At 41.2% G+C, this 16,118-nt stretch carries 11 protein-coding genes; 5 read left to right on the forward strand and 6 right to left on the reverse strand.

Going from position 1 to position 16,118, the window contains the following annotated elements:
* Nucleotide 1 precedes the first annotated feature (1 nt).
* The 4 genes from ACWPKD_RS00540 (at nucleotide 2) to ACWPKD_RS00555 (ending at nucleotide 3,097) form a co-directional block, all read left to right on the forward strand.
* On the forward strand, nucleotides 2-295 hold the full coding sequence (locus tag ACWPKD_RS00540) for a hypothetical protein (RefSeq protein WP_455410724.1): 294 nt from the start codon (nucleotides 2-4) through the stop codon (nucleotides 293-295).
* Between the two features lie 11 nt (nucleotides 296-306).
* Nucleotides 307-1,206, forward strand: a complete 900-nt coding sequence (locus ACWPKD_RS00545; protein WP_455410725.1) for a 1,4-dihydroxy-2-naphthoate polyprenyltransferase — start codon at nucleotides 307-309, stop codon at nucleotides 1,204-1,206.
* A gap of 10 nt (nucleotides 1,207-1,216) precedes the next feature.
* Nucleotides 1,217-1,894 (forward strand): metal-dependent hydrolase, encoded by a 678-nt coding sequence (locus ACWPKD_RS00550; RefSeq protein WP_455410726.1) that lies wholly within the window; start codon nucleotides 1,217-1,219, stop codon nucleotides 1,892-1,894.
* A gap of 159 nt (nucleotides 1,895-2,053) precedes the next feature.
* Nucleotides 2,054-3,097 (forward strand): o-succinylbenzoate synthase, encoded by a 1,044-nt coding sequence (locus tag ACWPKD_RS00555; protein WP_455411396.1) that lies wholly within the window; start codon nucleotides 2,054-2,056, stop codon nucleotides 3,095-3,097.
* On the opposite strand, the gene nagB is transcribed toward ACWPKD_RS00555, so the two are convergent.
* Nucleotides 3,094-4,995: a glucosamine-6-phosphate deaminase gene (gene nagB / locus ACWPKD_RS00560; protein ID WP_455410727.1), complete on the reverse strand. Its 1,902-nt coding sequence runs from the start codon at nucleotides 4,993-4,995 to the stop codon at nucleotides 3,094-3,096. The two genes, ACWPKD_RS00555 and nagB, sit on opposite strands and share 4 nt — an antisense overlap.
* A 126-nt stretch (nucleotides 4,996-5,121) precedes the next feature.
* On the reverse strand, nucleotides 5,122-6,450 hold the full coding sequence (locus ACWPKD_RS00565; protein ID WP_455410728.1) for an alpha-L-fucosidase: 1,329 nt from the start codon (nucleotides 6,448-6,450) through the stop codon (nucleotides 5,122-5,124).
* Between the two features lie 355 nt (nucleotides 6,451-6,805).
* Here ACWPKD_RS00565 and ACWPKD_RS00570 point away from each other — a divergent pair, with 355 nt between their 5' ends.
* Nucleotides 6,806-10,942 carry an HYR domain-containing protein gene (locus ACWPKD_RS00570; RefSeq protein WP_455410729.1) on the forward strand — a complete coding sequence of 1,379 codons (4,137 nt, stop codon included), beginning with the start codon at nucleotides 6,806-6,808 and terminating at the stop codon, nucleotides 10,940-10,942.
* A 53-nt stretch (nucleotides 10,943-10,995) separates the two neighbouring features.
* Here the strand turns inward: ACWPKD_RS00570 and ACWPKD_RS00575 are convergent, their stop codons facing one another.
* The 4 genes from ACWPKD_RS00575 to ACWPKD_RS00590 form a co-directional block, all read right to left on the reverse strand.
* The gene (locus ACWPKD_RS00575) at nucleotides 10,996-11,661 is read right to left on the reverse strand and encodes an FAD-binding oxidoreductase (protein ID WP_455410730.1); all 666 of its coding nucleotides are present in this window, start codon (nucleotides 11,659-11,661) and stop codon (nucleotides 10,996-10,998) included.
* Between the two features lie 54 nt (nucleotides 11,662-11,715).
* Complete coding sequence (locus ACWPKD_RS00580; protein ID WP_455410731.1) at nucleotides 11,716-12,174, reverse strand: response regulator; 459 nt, start codon at nucleotides 12,172-12,174, stop codon at nucleotides 11,716-11,718.
* Complete coding sequence (locus ACWPKD_RS00585) at nucleotides 12,171-13,334, reverse strand: ATP-binding protein (protein ID WP_455410732.1); 1,164 nt, start codon at nucleotides 13,332-13,334, stop codon at nucleotides 12,171-12,173. Before ACWPKD_RS00585 ends, ACWPKD_RS00580 begins: the two co-directional genes overlap by 4 nt.
* Nucleotides 13,335-13,541: 207 nt before the next feature.
* A complete protein-coding gene (locus ACWPKD_RS00590) occupies nucleotides 13,542-15,944 on the reverse strand; it encodes an alpha-ketoacid dehydrogenase subunit alpha/beta (RefSeq protein ID WP_455410733.1) in 2,403 nt (800 codons plus the stop codon).
* Between the last annotated feature and the right edge of the window lie 174 nt (nucleotides 15,945-16,118).

Consider the following 16,118-nt stretch of genomic DNA (forward strand, 5'->3'; position numbering starts at 1 on the left):
TATGGGAAAAGTACTTGGTTTCTTCGAAAAACAAAGCAAAACAGCGCTCATTTTAAGCTTGTTGCTTTTTATATATTGGCTTGCGGCAAACCTTATCGAAAATGTTTACGAGTATGCCGTTGTAGGGGCTATTTTTGAACTGCTTTGGTTTCCTTTTCTGATCCTGCTTTTCGTTTTACCGGTGCTAAACCTGATAATGCTCATCAAAAATAATTTTAATTACAGAAAGCTTTGGCTTTATGCCTTGCTTATAAATGGCCTGACCGTATTTTATTTGTTTAAAATGTTCGGGTAACAGAATATCATATGAAAGAATGGATTAAAGCCGCGAGGCTCAGAACGTTGCCGTTATCGGTATCGGGAATTATAGTAGGAAGCAGTTATGCTTATTTTAAAGGACACGACAACTGGAAAATTGTGGTTTTGGCGTTATTGACCACGCTTTTCTTCCAGATATTATCCAATTTCGCTAATGATTACGGTGACGGTGTAAAAGGAACCGATAACGAAAACAGGGTAGGGCCAAAACGTGCCATACAAAGCGGAGCGATTTCGGTTCGACAGATGAAAACGGCTATCATTATTACGGCGCTGCTGTCCTTGATTTCGGCTGTTTCACTTATTTATATAGCTTTTGGAAAGAAAGATTTCGGATATTCATTGTTGTTCTTCTTTTTAGGGATTGCCTCGATTGTGGCTGCGATTAAATACACCGTTGGTAAAAGCGCCTATGGTTACAGTGGTTTCGGAGATGTATTCGTGTTCATCTTCTTCGGATTGGTGAGTGTGTTGGGGAGCAATTTCCTGTTTACCAAGCATTTTGAATGGATGCTGCTGTTGCCTGCCATTTCCATCGGGATGTTAAGTGTGGCGGTATTAAACCTGAATAACATGCGCGACATTGAAAACGATAAAAATTCCGGCAAGAATACTTTGGTGGTGAAAATGGGCTTGGAAGCGGCCAAGCATTACCATAACGCACTTATTTTTATGCCGATTCCATGCATGTTCACGTTTTCGGTTTTAACCAAAACTTCGCCTATTCCTATACTGATTGCGAGTTTTATCCTTATACGGCACTTGAAAGTAGTCAACAAAGCCCAAACGTACAAAGATTTCGATCCGGAGCTTAAAAAAGTGGCTATGGGAACATTTTTGCTGTCCCTGCTGTTCTTTTTATTTTTAGTAATTTTAAAGAAATATTAGTCAAACGAATATGAAAATAACATTCTACGGTCACGCCTGCATCGGCATTGAAGTAAGCGGAAAACACATTTTGGTCGATCCGTTCATCACCGGAAATCCATTGGCGTCTCATATTGATGTCAATACGTTAAAAGCAGATTATATTCTGGTAACCCACGCGCATCAGGACCACTTACTTGATGTGGAAGTTGTTGCAAGAAGAACCAACGCTGTTATCGTTTCCAATTACGAAATTGCATCGCATTTCGGCAATAAACAGCTGAATTACCACCCGATGAATCACGGCGGAAGCTGGAAATTCGACTTCGGTACCGTAAAATACGTAAACGCCATCCATACCAGTTCTTTCGCAGACGGCTCTTACGGCGGAAACCCGGGCGGATTTGTAATCGAAGGCGAGCATAAAAACATCTACATTGCCGGCGATACGGCACTTACAATGGATATGAAGCTGATTCCGATGCGTACGAAGCTGGATTTAGCTATTCTTCCGATTGGCAGTAACTTCACGATGGACGTAGACGATGCCATCATTGCGTCTGACTTCCTGGATTGTGATAAAATCCTTGGTTATCATTACGATACGTTCGGTTTTATTGTAATCAACCATGAAGAAGCGATCAAGAAATTCTTCGACAAAGGCAAAGACTTAATGCTTTTGGAGATTGGAGCTTCTATTGAATTATAATTTTTTGGAGCATTTTCCCGCTTTCGGCTTTATCTCTTCTCTCGTTCCAAAAACGAGATGCGAGGATACCGCCTCAAATGCAAAGTATTCACTGAACTCCGATAAAAAATAAAAGTCTAGTGAAGTATAGGGGCTAGGCATTAGCTGTAAGAAACCATGATTAAAGCCGGTTATAAAAAATACATTCTAAATTTTAAACGTCCGTCTGGAACGTCACGTGGCATTCTGACCGAAAAAGAAACCTGGTTTATCGTTCTTGAAAAAGACGGTAAAAAAGGAATAGGTGAGTGTGGAATCCTTCGAACATTGAGCATCGATGACCGTCCGGATTATGAAGAAAAACTAAAGTGGGTTTGTAAAAATATCCATTTAGGTAAGGATAAACTTTGGGAATCTTTGCTGGAATTCCCTTCGATTCAGTTTGGTGTGGAGCAGGCTTTTTTGTCTTTGGAAAGCGAAAATCCGTTTTTATTATTTCCTTCGGAATTCACTTCGGGAGCCAAAAGTATTCCGATAAACGGTCTGGTTTGGATGGGGGATGAGGCTTTCATGAAAGCTCAGATTGAAGAAAAAATTGCTACCGGTTTCAACTGTATAAAACTTAAAATAGGGGCCATAGATTTCCAGAAAGAACTCGATTTATTGCAGTTTATCCGCAACCATTTTGATGAAAAAACCATCGAAATCAGGGTTGATGCTAATGGGGCTTTTGATTTAAATGAAGCTTTAGGTAAATTAGATCAACTATCTGGATTTAAATTACATAGTATAGAACAGCCAATTCAAAAAAACAACACTGACATGATGTCAGTTCTATGTGAAAACACTCCGTTACCCATTGCTTTGGATGAAGAGATGATAGGGATTTTTCAACACGAAGAAAAGGAAGCATTACTTCAGAAAATCAAGCCGCAATACATCATTTTGAAACCAAGTTTGGTAGGTGGTTTTCGTGGTACATTGGAATGGATTGCCTTGGCTGAAAAATATAAAATCGGTTGGTGGATTACTTCAGCATTGGAATCAAACATCGGGTTGAATGCCATTGCACAATTTACCTTTACCTTAAAAAATCCGATGCCTCAGGGATTGGGAACCGGAGCGCTTTATACCAATAATTTTGATTGCCCGCTCGAAGTGCGAAACGGACAATTGTGGTATGAAAAAGAAAAGCGCTGGAATTTTACTTTCGGGAACAGTTAAAACCGGTACCGCACAAATGCCTCAATAGCTTCGTATTCTGCCAGGCCTAATTTGTTGTACTGTTCTGCGGTATGATGATTTCGGTCTTCTGCGCGAACCCAGAATTCTCTAGGGTCATTTCCCGGAAATAAAGCAGCGTCTTTTTGGGACTGATGCTTAAATACCGCTTTGCGTTTGCGCATTACTTCGTCCGGACTTAGCGGAACGGCCATTTCAATCTGATCGATATCCCATTCCTGCCATGCACCGCGATATAACCAAACATAGCAGTCATTCATCCATGATTCTGTTTTTAATTGCTCTAAAGCTCTGAAAATAGCTTCTAAGCAAACTCTGTGGGTGCCGTGCGGATCGGATAAATCTCCGGCAGCGTAAATTTGGTGTGGTTTTATCTTTTGCAGCAAATCGACAATGATTTTTACATCTTCTTCACCGATAGGATTTTTTTTCACCTTCCCGGTTTCATAAAAAGGCATGTCCAGAAAATGGGCATTGCTGTCGGGAATCCCTACGTAGCGGCATCCGGCTTTTGCTTCGCCTCTTCGGATGAGTGCTTTGATGTTCATGACCTCCCTGCTGTCAATTTCGCCCGGGCTTTTTTCTTTAATGGAACGAACCACGTCAGAATACATTTGATTGGTTTCCTCTTTCTTTAAGCCGAACATTTCGTGAAAGTCATTTACAAAATCAGTAAAACGGATCACATCGTCATCAAAAACGGCAATGTTTCCGGAGGTTTGATAGGCTACGTGTACATCATGCCCCTGATCCACAAGGCGAATAAACGTACCGCCCATGGAAATCACATCGTCGTCCGGATGCGGGCTGAACAACACCACACGCTTAGGAAACGGATTTGCCCGTTCAGGACGGTCGCTGTCATCGGCATTGGGTTTTCCGCCGGGCCAACCGGTTATGGTGTGTTGCAACTCATTGAAAATACGAATATTGATGTGATAAGCCGTATCGAATTCGGTTACAAGATCCGCCATTCCGTGTTCCATGTAGTCGTTGTTGGTCAGTTTCAGGATCGGTTTGTTTAAATGAAAGCATAGCCAAACCACTGCTTTTCGGATTAAGGCATTGTCGTTCCAATTGCACGGACCCACCAGCCAAGGTGTTTTTATTTTTGTAAGTTCAGCAGAAGAAGCATCGTCTAAAACAACAGTGGTTTGTTGGTGCAACTGCAGAAAAGTAGACGGGATTTGATCTACCACGGGCCCTTCAACAGCTTTATGGACTATGGCGGCTTTGCCTTCTCCCCAAGCCATCATGATGATTCGTTTCGATTTAAGAATGGTGCCGACGCCCATGGTAATCGCCTTAATCGGAACATGCTCTTCGCCAAAAAAGTCACTGGCCGCATCCAAACGTGTCACCTGATCCAGTGTAATCATCCTTGTGGTTGAGTTTATCGATGATCCGGGTTCGTTGAAACCTATATGGCCGGTACGTCCAATGCCAAGAATTTGCAGGTCGATACCACCTAATGCGGCTATTTTCTTTTCGTAAGCAGCGCAAAAATCCTGTACTTTTTCTTTAGGTAAAGTTCCGTCAGGGATATGGATGTTTTCTTTTGGAATGTTGATTAAGTCAAACAAATGCTCGTGCATAAACCGAACATAACTTTGTAGTGAGTCGGGCTGTATCGGGTAATATTCGTCAAGATTGAAAGTAAAAACATTCCTGAAGCTCAATCCTTCTTTATGCAAACGGATCAATTCCTCGTAAACTCTTGTCGGGGTGGAACCGGTTGCTAAACCAAGTACGCAGTGTTCTCCTTTTTTTTGTTTGGTCCGGATTAAATCGGCAATTTCATTAGCCACAAAAACGGAGGCTTCTTCGGAGGTTTTGAAAATCGAAGTTGGAATTTTTTCAGACGAATGGCTTGTTTCCATGATGACGAAGATTAAGTAAAAATACTACATACAAGTTACCAATTTCTGTTCTTTTAACGGGTTAAATCAATATTAATTTCGTCCTGCTTTTGCTTAATTACTTCCCAGTACTTTAAAAAACTGACTTTAATTAAGACCTCCTTTTCCTTGATATAATTTTAAAGGTGCTTCTAATTCTACTTTAAGTACCGTCATGTATTCGTCTGCATTTGAGTTGGGAACGTCAATGTATACTAAGCCGGGTACGCTGCTCCACGAAATTTTGCCAACAATTTTATGTTGCAGTTTTTGGGAAGTCCCAAGGATGGTTATTGCCTTAATTTTTGTGTCCAGCCCTTTTAATACAAGATTACCATTTGCCTTACCCGGAACAAATAAATAGATGGTTTTAGTATCTTTTGATACCGTTGACGGTCCGTAGAAATGGCCTTGTGGCAGTCCGGCAGTTGTATTGAAAATGGCTTCACTGTGTTTGGAAGTCCATTTGCCTAATTCTTTTAAAATGGTTTCCTGTTGCCAAGGAATGGTTCCGTCTTCTTTCGGTCCGATATCCAATAGCATATTACCTCCCATGCTGATGCAATCTGCAAAAATGGTAATGATTTCATAAGGGGTTTTGTAATTCAGGTCGGTAGGTTGATACCCCCAATTGTTGTTTGTGGTCATGCACAATTCCCACCATTTAAGATTTGGTCGGGTAATAGGGAAATTTTGCTCCGGAGTGTCGTAATCGCCATAACCCTGTAAACGCCCGTTAATAATTGCATTGGGGTTATGGGCTAAAATCATTTTACGGACTTTTTCGGCCTGCCATTCTTCGGCACTGTGTTCCCAATCACCGTCAAACCAGAACAAATCGGGATTGAAAAGCGTTGAAAGTTCCAGTATTTGCCCCTGATAAAAGCCTAAAAACTTCTTCCAGCGTTCCGGTTGTTTTTTGAGATCATATTTGGCTGAATCTTTTAAAAAGCCCGGATAGTTTTTATCCGTCCAGTCAATCAGGGAATAATACGCGCCAACTTTGATATCGTTTTTTCGTAAAGCATTCACAAAAGGCGTTAATACGTCGCGCTTGGCCGGTGATTTTTTTGCAATACTTAAATCGTTCATTTTAGTGTTCCAAAGCGCTACACCGTCATGATGCTTGGTTGTGATTACGGCATAACGTGCACCGCTTTGTTTAATCAATGCTGTCCAATATTCCGGATTGTAGTTTTTTGCCGTGAAACCGCCAAGCTGTTTCATATAGTCCTTATGCGAAATTTTTTTGTTGTGGAAACTCCAGCTTTCATCAATACCATTTACCGAATAAATGCCCCAATGAATAAAGATCCCGAGTTTAGCATCGGCAAACCACTGCATTTTGGGTTCGATTTCCTTTTGATCGATTTTGGTCTGGGCTGCTATTGACGTGCAAAAAGCCAGTAAAACAGAGGAGAGGATCAGTTTTTTCATTGTAGGTGCAGGTAAAACGTTGTGCTGTTAAATTCTTTGGTATACGAATTTAGCATTTTAAATTATAAGAATTGTTTTAATAATGCAAACTTTAAAGTTGTTTGATATGACTTTTTACGTCTTTTATCGAAAATAAAAGGAAATGTTAAGCTTGTAGATTTACATGTTATAAATTAGTTGTTGTAAATACATTTTGAACTTCAATTTGGTTTAAGCGGCTAAATACCACAACAAGCACTTAAACTTACCAGGAATACTTTTACTCATTCTATTTATTATAGTTTATGGGCAGTACAACTTCTATGAGTTAGTATTGTTTTCGTTTATACAATTTGTTTAAGTAAACCTTTAGCATATGGAAACATTTATACACAAAAAAGGATTTTGGGGTTGCTTTATGATTTTACTGATGCTGTTGATGAGTATCGTAGTGTTTGGTCACGACCACCATCCCTCTGTAAAGAAAAAAATATCCTTTAGAAAATCATCCGCATCCATTGTTTCAGACAGGCCGGATTATCAACCGGGAGATACATTACGTCTCTACGGATCCGGATGGCAACCCGGAGAAACGGTTCAATTGCATTTTGATGAAACACCGACGGTATGTCCAAATGGGCATAATCGTTATACGGTTGCCGATTCCAACGGGAATGTTTTTTATAATCAGTTCTATTTTAACACCTACCATTTGGGGGTTGCTTTTGTTGTAACGGCTACAGGACAATCCTCAGGTTTAATGGCTCAGACGACTTTTACTGATGCTTTGGAATTTTCTGCGAGTATCGCGACAAATCCTTCAGGTTTGTGTTCCGGGGCAAATGCCAGTTATTCCGTTACAATTACAAATTTAACTGTAGGACCGCCAACCGGAAACAATGCAAGGGCAGGATCGATTAGAATTGCTGTTCCGGCTGCATTTACCTCGGTTTCCGCTTTGGCAACAAGCTTGTCGAGTAGGTTTGCCATTAGTTTTTCATCCGGAAATATCAATGTCAGTAGGACAGGTGGGGCTTCAAACGGTTTAGGAGTTGGTGAATCGATTGTGATATCATTTACAGCAAATGCACCGGTTTCAGTTTCTAATCCCTACCCATTTACGACAACAGCCTGGGTTGGAAATGATTTTACAACGACACAATTTCCGGCACCGACCAATCAGCCTCAGGTTAATATCGGTTCCGGACCTTCCTTTTCAGTTTCGGATATAACTGTAAACAATAAACCTGGGTTTTGTTATGCGGCGGTAACTTTAGGAAGTAATATTTCCTCTTCGGATAGTCCGCTACCTACTTTCACTTATAGTTTGACCAATTTTGGGTCAGAATTAGCAAATCCGAGAGATTATCCGGTTGGAGAAACTGTTGTTTATGTAAAAGGATCGAACGGATGTGGAGACGTAATAAAATCTTTTAAAGTAACGGTTACTGATAATCAGGCGCCAAACGCACCAAGTTTACCAGATGTAACTGCCCAATGTTCTGTAGCATCTATAACCGCTCCAACAGCTCCGGATAACTGCGTGGGCAATGTAACCGGAATAACTTCAACGAGTTTCCCAATCACGACTCAGGGCGAAACCTTGGTAACCTGGACATTTAACGACGGAAACGGTAATCAGAGTCAATCGGTACAAAGAGTTTATATTGACGATACCCTTGCACCGGAAGCGCCTGCTTTGGACGATGTACTGGCACAATGCTCGGTAGCTTCTATAACCGCTCCAACCGCTCCGGACAACTGCGAAGGCAATATAACCGGAATCACTTCAACCGTGTTCCCAATCACCACTCAGGGCGAAACCTTGGTAACCTGGACATTTAACGACGGAAACGGTAATCAGAGTCAATCGGTACAAAGAGTTTATATTGACGATACCATCGCACCGGAAGCACCCGCTTTGGATGATGTACTGGCACAATGCTTGGTTGCGTCTATTGATGCGCCAACCGCTCCGGACAACTGCGAAGGCAATATAACCGGAATCACTACAACCGTGTTCCCAATCACCACTCAGGGGGAAACTTTAGTGACCTGGACTTTTAACGACGGAAACGGTAATCAGAGCCAATCGGTACAAAGAGTTTTCATTGACGATACCATCGCACCGGAAGCACCCGCTTTGGATGATGTACTGGCACAATGCTCGGTAGCTTCTATTGATGCGCCAACCGCTCCGGACAACTGTGTGGGCAGTGTGACCGGAACAACTGCAACAACATTCCCAATCACTACACAAGGTGAAACTTTGGTAACCTGGAAATTCAACGACGGTAATGGCAACGAAAGTACAGCGGTACAAAGAGTTTTCATTGACGATACGATTGAACCGGAAGCCCCTGCTTTGGATGACGTACTGGCACAATGCTCCGTAGCGTCTATCGATGCTCCAACAGCTCCGGACAACTGCGAAGGCAACATAACCGGAATCACTGCAACCGTGTTCCCAATCACCACACAAGGCGAAACCTTGGTGACCTGGACATTTAACGACGGAAACGGTAATCAGAGTCAATCGGTACAAAGAATTTATATTGACGATATCCTTGCACCGGAAGCACCCGCTTTGGATGATGTACTGGCACAATGCTCCGTAGCATCTATAACCGCTCCAACCGCTCCGGACAACTGCGAAGGCAATATAACCGGAATCACTGCAACCGTGTTCCCAATCACCACTCAGGGCGAAACCTTAGTGACCTGGACTTTTAATGATGGAAACGGTAATCAGAGCCAATCGGTACAAAGAGTTTTCATTGATGATACCCTTGCACCGGAAGCACCCGCTTTGGACGATGTACTGGCACAATGCTCGGTAGCTTCTATAACCGCTCCAACCGCTCCGGACAACTGCGAAGGCAACATAACCGGAATCACTACAACCGTGTTCCCAATCACCACTCAGGGGGAAACTTTAGTGACCTGGACTTTTAACGACGGAAACGGTAATCAGAGTCAATCGGTACAAAGAGTTTATATTGACGATACCATCGCACCGGAAGCACCCGCTTTGGATGATGTACTGGCACAATGCTCGGTAGCTTCTATAACTGCTCCAACCGCTCCGGACAACTGCGAAGGCAATATAACCGGAATAACTGCAACCGTGTTCCCAATCACCACACAAGGCGAAACCTTGGTGACCTGGACATTCAACGACGGAAACGGTAATCAGAGTCAATCGGTACAAAGAGTTTATATTGACGATACCATCGCACCGGAAGCACCCGCTTTGGATGATGTACTGGCACAATGCTCCGTAGCATCTATAACCGCTCCAACCGCTCCGGATAACTGCGAAGGCAATATAACCGGAATCACTGCAACCGTGTTCCCAATCACCACTCAGGGGGAAACCTTGGTAACCTGGACATTTAACGACGGTAATGGTAATGAAAGTACAGCAGTTCAAAGGGTGTTTATCGATGATACAGTTCCGCCAACAATTACCTGTCCTCAGAATATTTGTCTGAAAGCCTGTCAGGCAACGGCTTCATGGAGTTTGCCTACAGTGCTCGACAATTGTTCCGGGTATCAGATTGTGCAAACAGCCGGTCCTGCTTCGGGCTCACAATTTGCAAACGGAACATCAACAACCATAAGTTACAGCGTGACGGATGCCGGTGGAAATATCGCGAATTGTTCCTTTGTGGTGACAAGACCTGCGCAGTTAGCAGCTGCAGTAACAAATACTAATGATGAGCTTTACTATGGTTATACAGGGGATCAGTCTTCGGTATTTACCGTAACACCATCAGGAGGAAAAGCGCCTTATGCAATTGAAATTACCATGAACCGAGCCCTGAAATGTAATCAGGTTAATGATAGTGGTGATGAGAGTTGGGTAGGAGGAAACGGTGGAGTAACCATTAATAATTCCTGTATGGCATTTCCATCAACAGTTTCTTCGGTACCAAAATCGACTAAGACAATTGCTTCGGGATCTTTCGCTGTCACTGTAAATTTAATGGCAGATGCTGATATTACGGCTACAATAACAGATGCTGACGGTTGTGTGGTGACTACTTCAAAACATATTCATGCGGACGATGTGCGTTGTTTTGCGGGAAACAGCGGAAGAGCAAAAGTAACATTATGCCATAAAACAGGTAGTGTCAAAAATCCATGTGTGAAAATATGTGTTGATGATGATGCTGTGGCTGAACATTTGGCTCATGGCGATTTCTTAGGAAATTGTACTCCAAATTGTCAACCGCCGGTTTTAATAAAAGATTTGGATATCAATACTTTAGCTTTCGATGTTAAAGCATATCCTAATCCTAGTAATTCTCAGTTTACCATGATTATTGAAAATGGTTCGCTGGAAAAAGTTTCGGTTACGGTTTACGATGTTTCAGGCAGAATGGTGAAACAAATCAAAGATTATGACGACACTGTGCTTTATTTCGGGGAAGATTTACCAAGAGGAATTTATCTAACTGTAGTAGAGCAGGGTACAAACAGAAAAACAATGAGGCTGATTAAAGAATAATGTCAGTATATAAAAGAAAACTCCGGATATTTCGTCCGGAGTTTTTTAGTGGCTTATTCTTCAAATATTATTGTTTCGGGGCTTGCGCCCAGGTCTAATAAGATGTTTTTGACTGTAGTAACAAAGTCTTCAGGCCCGCACACGTAAAAGTTCTGGCTGAAATTCACTATGTTTTCTATAAGGAAGTTGCGGTCTATCCTTCTGCCGGTAAAACCGATTACATTTTCCCTGGTATAATAATTGATGAAATCGTTTTTCAGCATTTTATGGAGTTCATTGCCCATGATAACATCTTCAGAAGTTTTATTAACGTAAATCAGTCTGTTGCCGCGCAATTGGTTCATTTTGTATAAATCCCGGAAGATGGAGATAAAAGGAGTGATTCCCGAACCGGCAGCAATAAAAACACCCGGCCCTTTGTAATTAATGGTTCCGAAAACATCGTGAAGAATCAGTTCGTCTCCGGCATTTACTTTGCCGAGTTCATTGGTGACACCGTGTCGGTCTTTGTAAATCTTTATCATGAATTCAAGGTAATTCGAGTCGGTAAGGCTGGTAAAGGTGAAGGGGCGCGCTTCTTTTTTCCATTTTGGATGATTGATCGATACTTCCGTGGCCTGACCGGGAATGAAATTAAATCCCTTGGGTTTTTCTACAACAAAAGACTTCACATCATGCGTGATGAAATTGGCTTTAAGGACTTTTACAACATGCTTCATTTGAAATACAGATTTAATAGAGCACTAGTTACAAGCTTAATAAGGCTAATAAAGTTAGCTATTTAATTTGTTTTTCATATGATTTTTATGGAGGTTTTTGTTTTGCTTACGGTTTTTGTAGTTGTTCATGATAAACATGAAATTCTCCTTGGTTAACGGTTTTACGATATAATCCGCCACCGCTTTTATCTTTTTCGATTTTTGAATATCGGTAGGGTCAATGGAAGAGGAAACGATATAAATCGGTATTTCTTTGTTGATTTTTGCCTGAAGTGCTTTATATTCATCGAGAAAACTCCAGCCGTCCATTATCGGCATAAAAAGATCCAGCAGAATTAAATCCGGCAGCTTTTCGTTCTCTAAATTGGCAATTTCCAGATTTTTTAAGGCTTCCAGACCATTCGAAAACACATTGACATCTTTTACAAGATTGGTATCGGCAATAACTTTCTGTGTTAAAAACTGAAAGATAGCATCGTCATCGATCACGTATATGTTCTTAATTTTTTTCATTGGGGCCTTTCTTTGTATAATATAACGGAAAATGTACTTCCTTTATTGATTTTGCTTTTAACATTGATACTTCCGCCAAGCGCTTCCACTTGGGTTTTGATCAGGAATAACCCGAATCCTTTCGAGTCAGGATGGTTATGAAACGTTTTGTGTAATTTGAATAAGCTCTTTTTGTGTTTTTTTAAATCGATGCCTAAACCATTGTCTTTTACCTCGATACAGATCCAGCCGTCTTTAATTTTACTGCTGATACGGATTTTGGGCGGTCTGTCAGGACTACTGTATTTAATTGCATTGCTTAAAAGATTGGTAATAATGCTTCGTATGTATTTCTTCGGATAGGTTAGTGTTGCGATATCTGAAAAATCAAAACTGATATCCGCTTTAAAGGCTTTTACTTCATTCGAAAGGCTTTTTAGGATTAGCTTTATTTCCTGATTTAGATCTATTTCCTGTCTTTTTACCGCAAAATCCATGGTGGTTTTTGTGATATCGACTAATTCTTCAAAGGTTTGCTGTAACGTATCGAGTACTGTTTTCTGTATTTTGAGATAATTCAGTTTTTCTTCCTGCTTTTCACTGTTGTTTATCATTTCGCTCAACTGCAAAAGATTGCTAAGCGGCGCTCTTAAATTATGGGCGATGATCTGACAGAATTCTTCCAGCTGTTGTTTCTGTTTGCTGATCTGATTGATCATTTCGGTACGCTCGGCCAATTTCCTTTTCAGTTCGGCTTCCGTCCGCATCAGTTTTGTGATGTCTGTGGAAAGGATAAGAATGCCTTCCAGAACCGGTTGGGCACTTACCTCAAACCAGCCAGTCGATCCGTCCGGAAACTTAAATTCGGTAACCGTGGCCACCGGAATTCTCTCGTCCATACTTTTTTTCAGGGATTGGAATATTTCCGTTTTTTCGAAACCGGGATAAATATCCATCATGGTGTTGCCCATCATCTCCTGAATTGTGGTTAATCCCATTTTGGCCAAAGATTCATTCGCATAGAAGTAACGCCATTCAAAAGTAACTACCTGCACACCTTCAATCATATTGTCAAAAGCAGCATATTTCTCAAAGCCGTGCTGAAATTCTTTTTTTATAGTGTATCTGGTATTTGATTCATTTTCCACCATAACCGAATCTTTGTAGTAAATATAGCTCATCTGTTGGGATTATGATTTGTTTTGCCTTGATAAATCTATGAAAACTAACGAATTATAGACGATTTGCTTTGGATCTTCGTGTCATTGATTCTTGTCTACAAGTTCCTCTTTTTTAACCAATTTTTGTTGTGGTTTTCCCGTAAAAAGTGTTAAACAAAAAAGCCAGACATTTTACTGCCGGGCTTTTTTTATGATGCTAAATGAATTTTAGTACAAACTTGGATATTTTGACGGATTGGTTTCATGCATAATGCTGTATACTTTTTCGAAAATATCCTCAACGGAAGGTTTCGAGAAATAATCACCATCGGTTCCGTAAGCCGGTCTATGTGCTTTTGCAGTCAACGTTTCAGGATTACTGTCTAAATGCTTATATCCTTTTTGTTCGTCGATAATCTGCTGTAAAATAAAAGCTGAAGCACCACCCGGTACATCTTCGTCAATTACAAGCAAACGATTTGTTTTTGCTACCGATTTAACGATGTCATGATTGATGTCGAAAGGTAATAAAGACTGAATATCAATGATTTCCACGTCGATGCCTACTTCCAATAGTTCTTTGGCCGCCTGTTCCACTAAACGTAAAGTCGAACCGTAAGAAACTAAAGTAATGTCGTGACCTTGTTTGATGGTTTCCACCACACCGATAGGCGTTTTGAATTCCCCTAAATTGGTTGGCATTTTTTCCTTAAGGCGGTAACCGTTAAGGCATTCCACCAATAAAGCCGGTTCGTCAGTTTCTAATAAAGTGTTGTAAAAACCTGCTGCTTTGGTCATGTTTCTCGGAACCAATACGTGAATACCGCGAATCGCATTGATAATCATTCCCATTGGTGATCCGGAATGCCAAATCCCTTCTAAACGGTGACCGCGCGTTCTGATGATAAGCGGCGCTTTCTGACGACCTGAAGTTCTGTATTGTAAAGTAGCTAAGTCATCACTCATGATCTGAATCGCATACAAAAGATAATCCAAATACTGAATTTCAGCAATAGGACGTAAACCCCTCATTGCCATTCCTATACCTTGCCCAAGAATAGTCGCTTCACGGATACCTGCATCGGCCACACGGAATTCACCATATTTCTCCTGCATGCCTTCCAAACCTTGGTTTACGTCTCCGATATTACCGGAATCTTCACCGAAAATCAAGGTTTCAGGGTGTTTTTCGAAGATGGAATCGAAGTTGTTACGTAAAATTAAACGCGCATCCACTTCTTCAGACGTTTCGTCGTAATGTGGCAATACTTCTTTAACGGCTTCTGCATTCTTATCGGATTGCGAGAACAAATGCGAGCTGAATTTTGGCTGAATTTTTTCAGTATATGCCGAAATCCAGGCTGCCAATTGCGCTTTTCCGTTTTCTTTGATGATTAAGCGTAAAACTTTACGGGCAGTCGTGATAATATCTTTACGGATAGGTTCTTTTAAAGAAGCTAAATCGTTAGTGTATTTGTCGATGAAAACTTTGTTCTCACTTGAAGCCGCAATCGAATTTAATAGGGTAACCAATTCCTGCTGTTCGGCTTTGATAGGTTCTACAAAAGCGTTCCATGCGGCTTTTTTACCTTCCAGAACATCTTTTTTAGCTTGATTATCAATTGCTTCGATTTCTTCTGCAGTGATGATGTTATTTTCGATTAACCATTTGCGCATTTGTGCCAAACAGTCAAATTCGGCTTCCCAGGCCAAACGGTCGGCATTTTTATAACGCTCGTGCGAACCGGAAGTAGAGTGCCCCTGAGGCTGAGTCAATTCCTTAACGTGGATTAAAACAGGTACGTGCTCATCTCTTGCGATTTGGGATGCTTTTTGATATGTTTCCACCAAAGCCGGGTAATCCCAACCTTTTACTGTAATGATTTCGTATCCTTTGTTCTCTTCATCGCGTTGGAAACCTTTTAAGATTTCTGAGATGTTTTCTTTGGTAGTCTGGTAACGGGCGTGTACTGAAATTCCGTATTCGTCGTCCCATACACTCATTACCATCGGCACCTGTAAAACACCGGCAGCATTTATGGTTTCAAAAAACAAACCTTCGGACGTTGAAGCGTTTCCGATGGTTCCCCAAGCCACTTCATTTCCTTTTTCGGAGAAATTGGTCTGGTTGATCCCACCAACGTTTCTGTATATTTTCGAAGCCTGGGCCAATCCTAACAAACGCGGCATTTGACCGGCGGTAGGAGAGATGTCCGCACTTGAATTTTTCTGTTGTGTTAAGTTTTTCCAATTACCGTTTTCGTCCAGGGAATGCGTGGCAAAGTGACCACCCATCTGACGTCCGGCACTCATTGGATCATGAGCCAAATCCGTGTGACCGTATAAACCAGCAAAAAACTGCTGAATGGTCATCTGGCCGATTGCCATCATAAAGGTCTGGTCGCGGTAATAGCCGGAACGGAAATCACCGTTTTTGAAAGCTTTTGCCATGGCCAATTGCGGTACTTCTTTTCCGTCTCCGAAAATCCCGAATTTGGCTTTACCGGTAAGTACTTCACGACGCCCTAAAAGGCTGCATTCGCGGCTTACTGTGGCAATTTTATAATCGTTAATCACTTCGGTTTTGAAGTCTTCAAACGATAATATTTCTTTAGTGGCAGTTTGGTTCATATAAAATTATGTTATTGGACAAATTTAACGAATTCAACAATACAAAGCAATGCATTGCATAAATTATAATTTCACTTTTGACAATTATTTACTCAAAATACTGTTCTTGATTCAGATATATTTAGTGTAATGTGTTTTTTGTTGAATATTTTTCAAATAAATTAATAAAAAAAT

It is taken from the genome of Flavobacterium pedocola, from assembly GCF_053764385.1.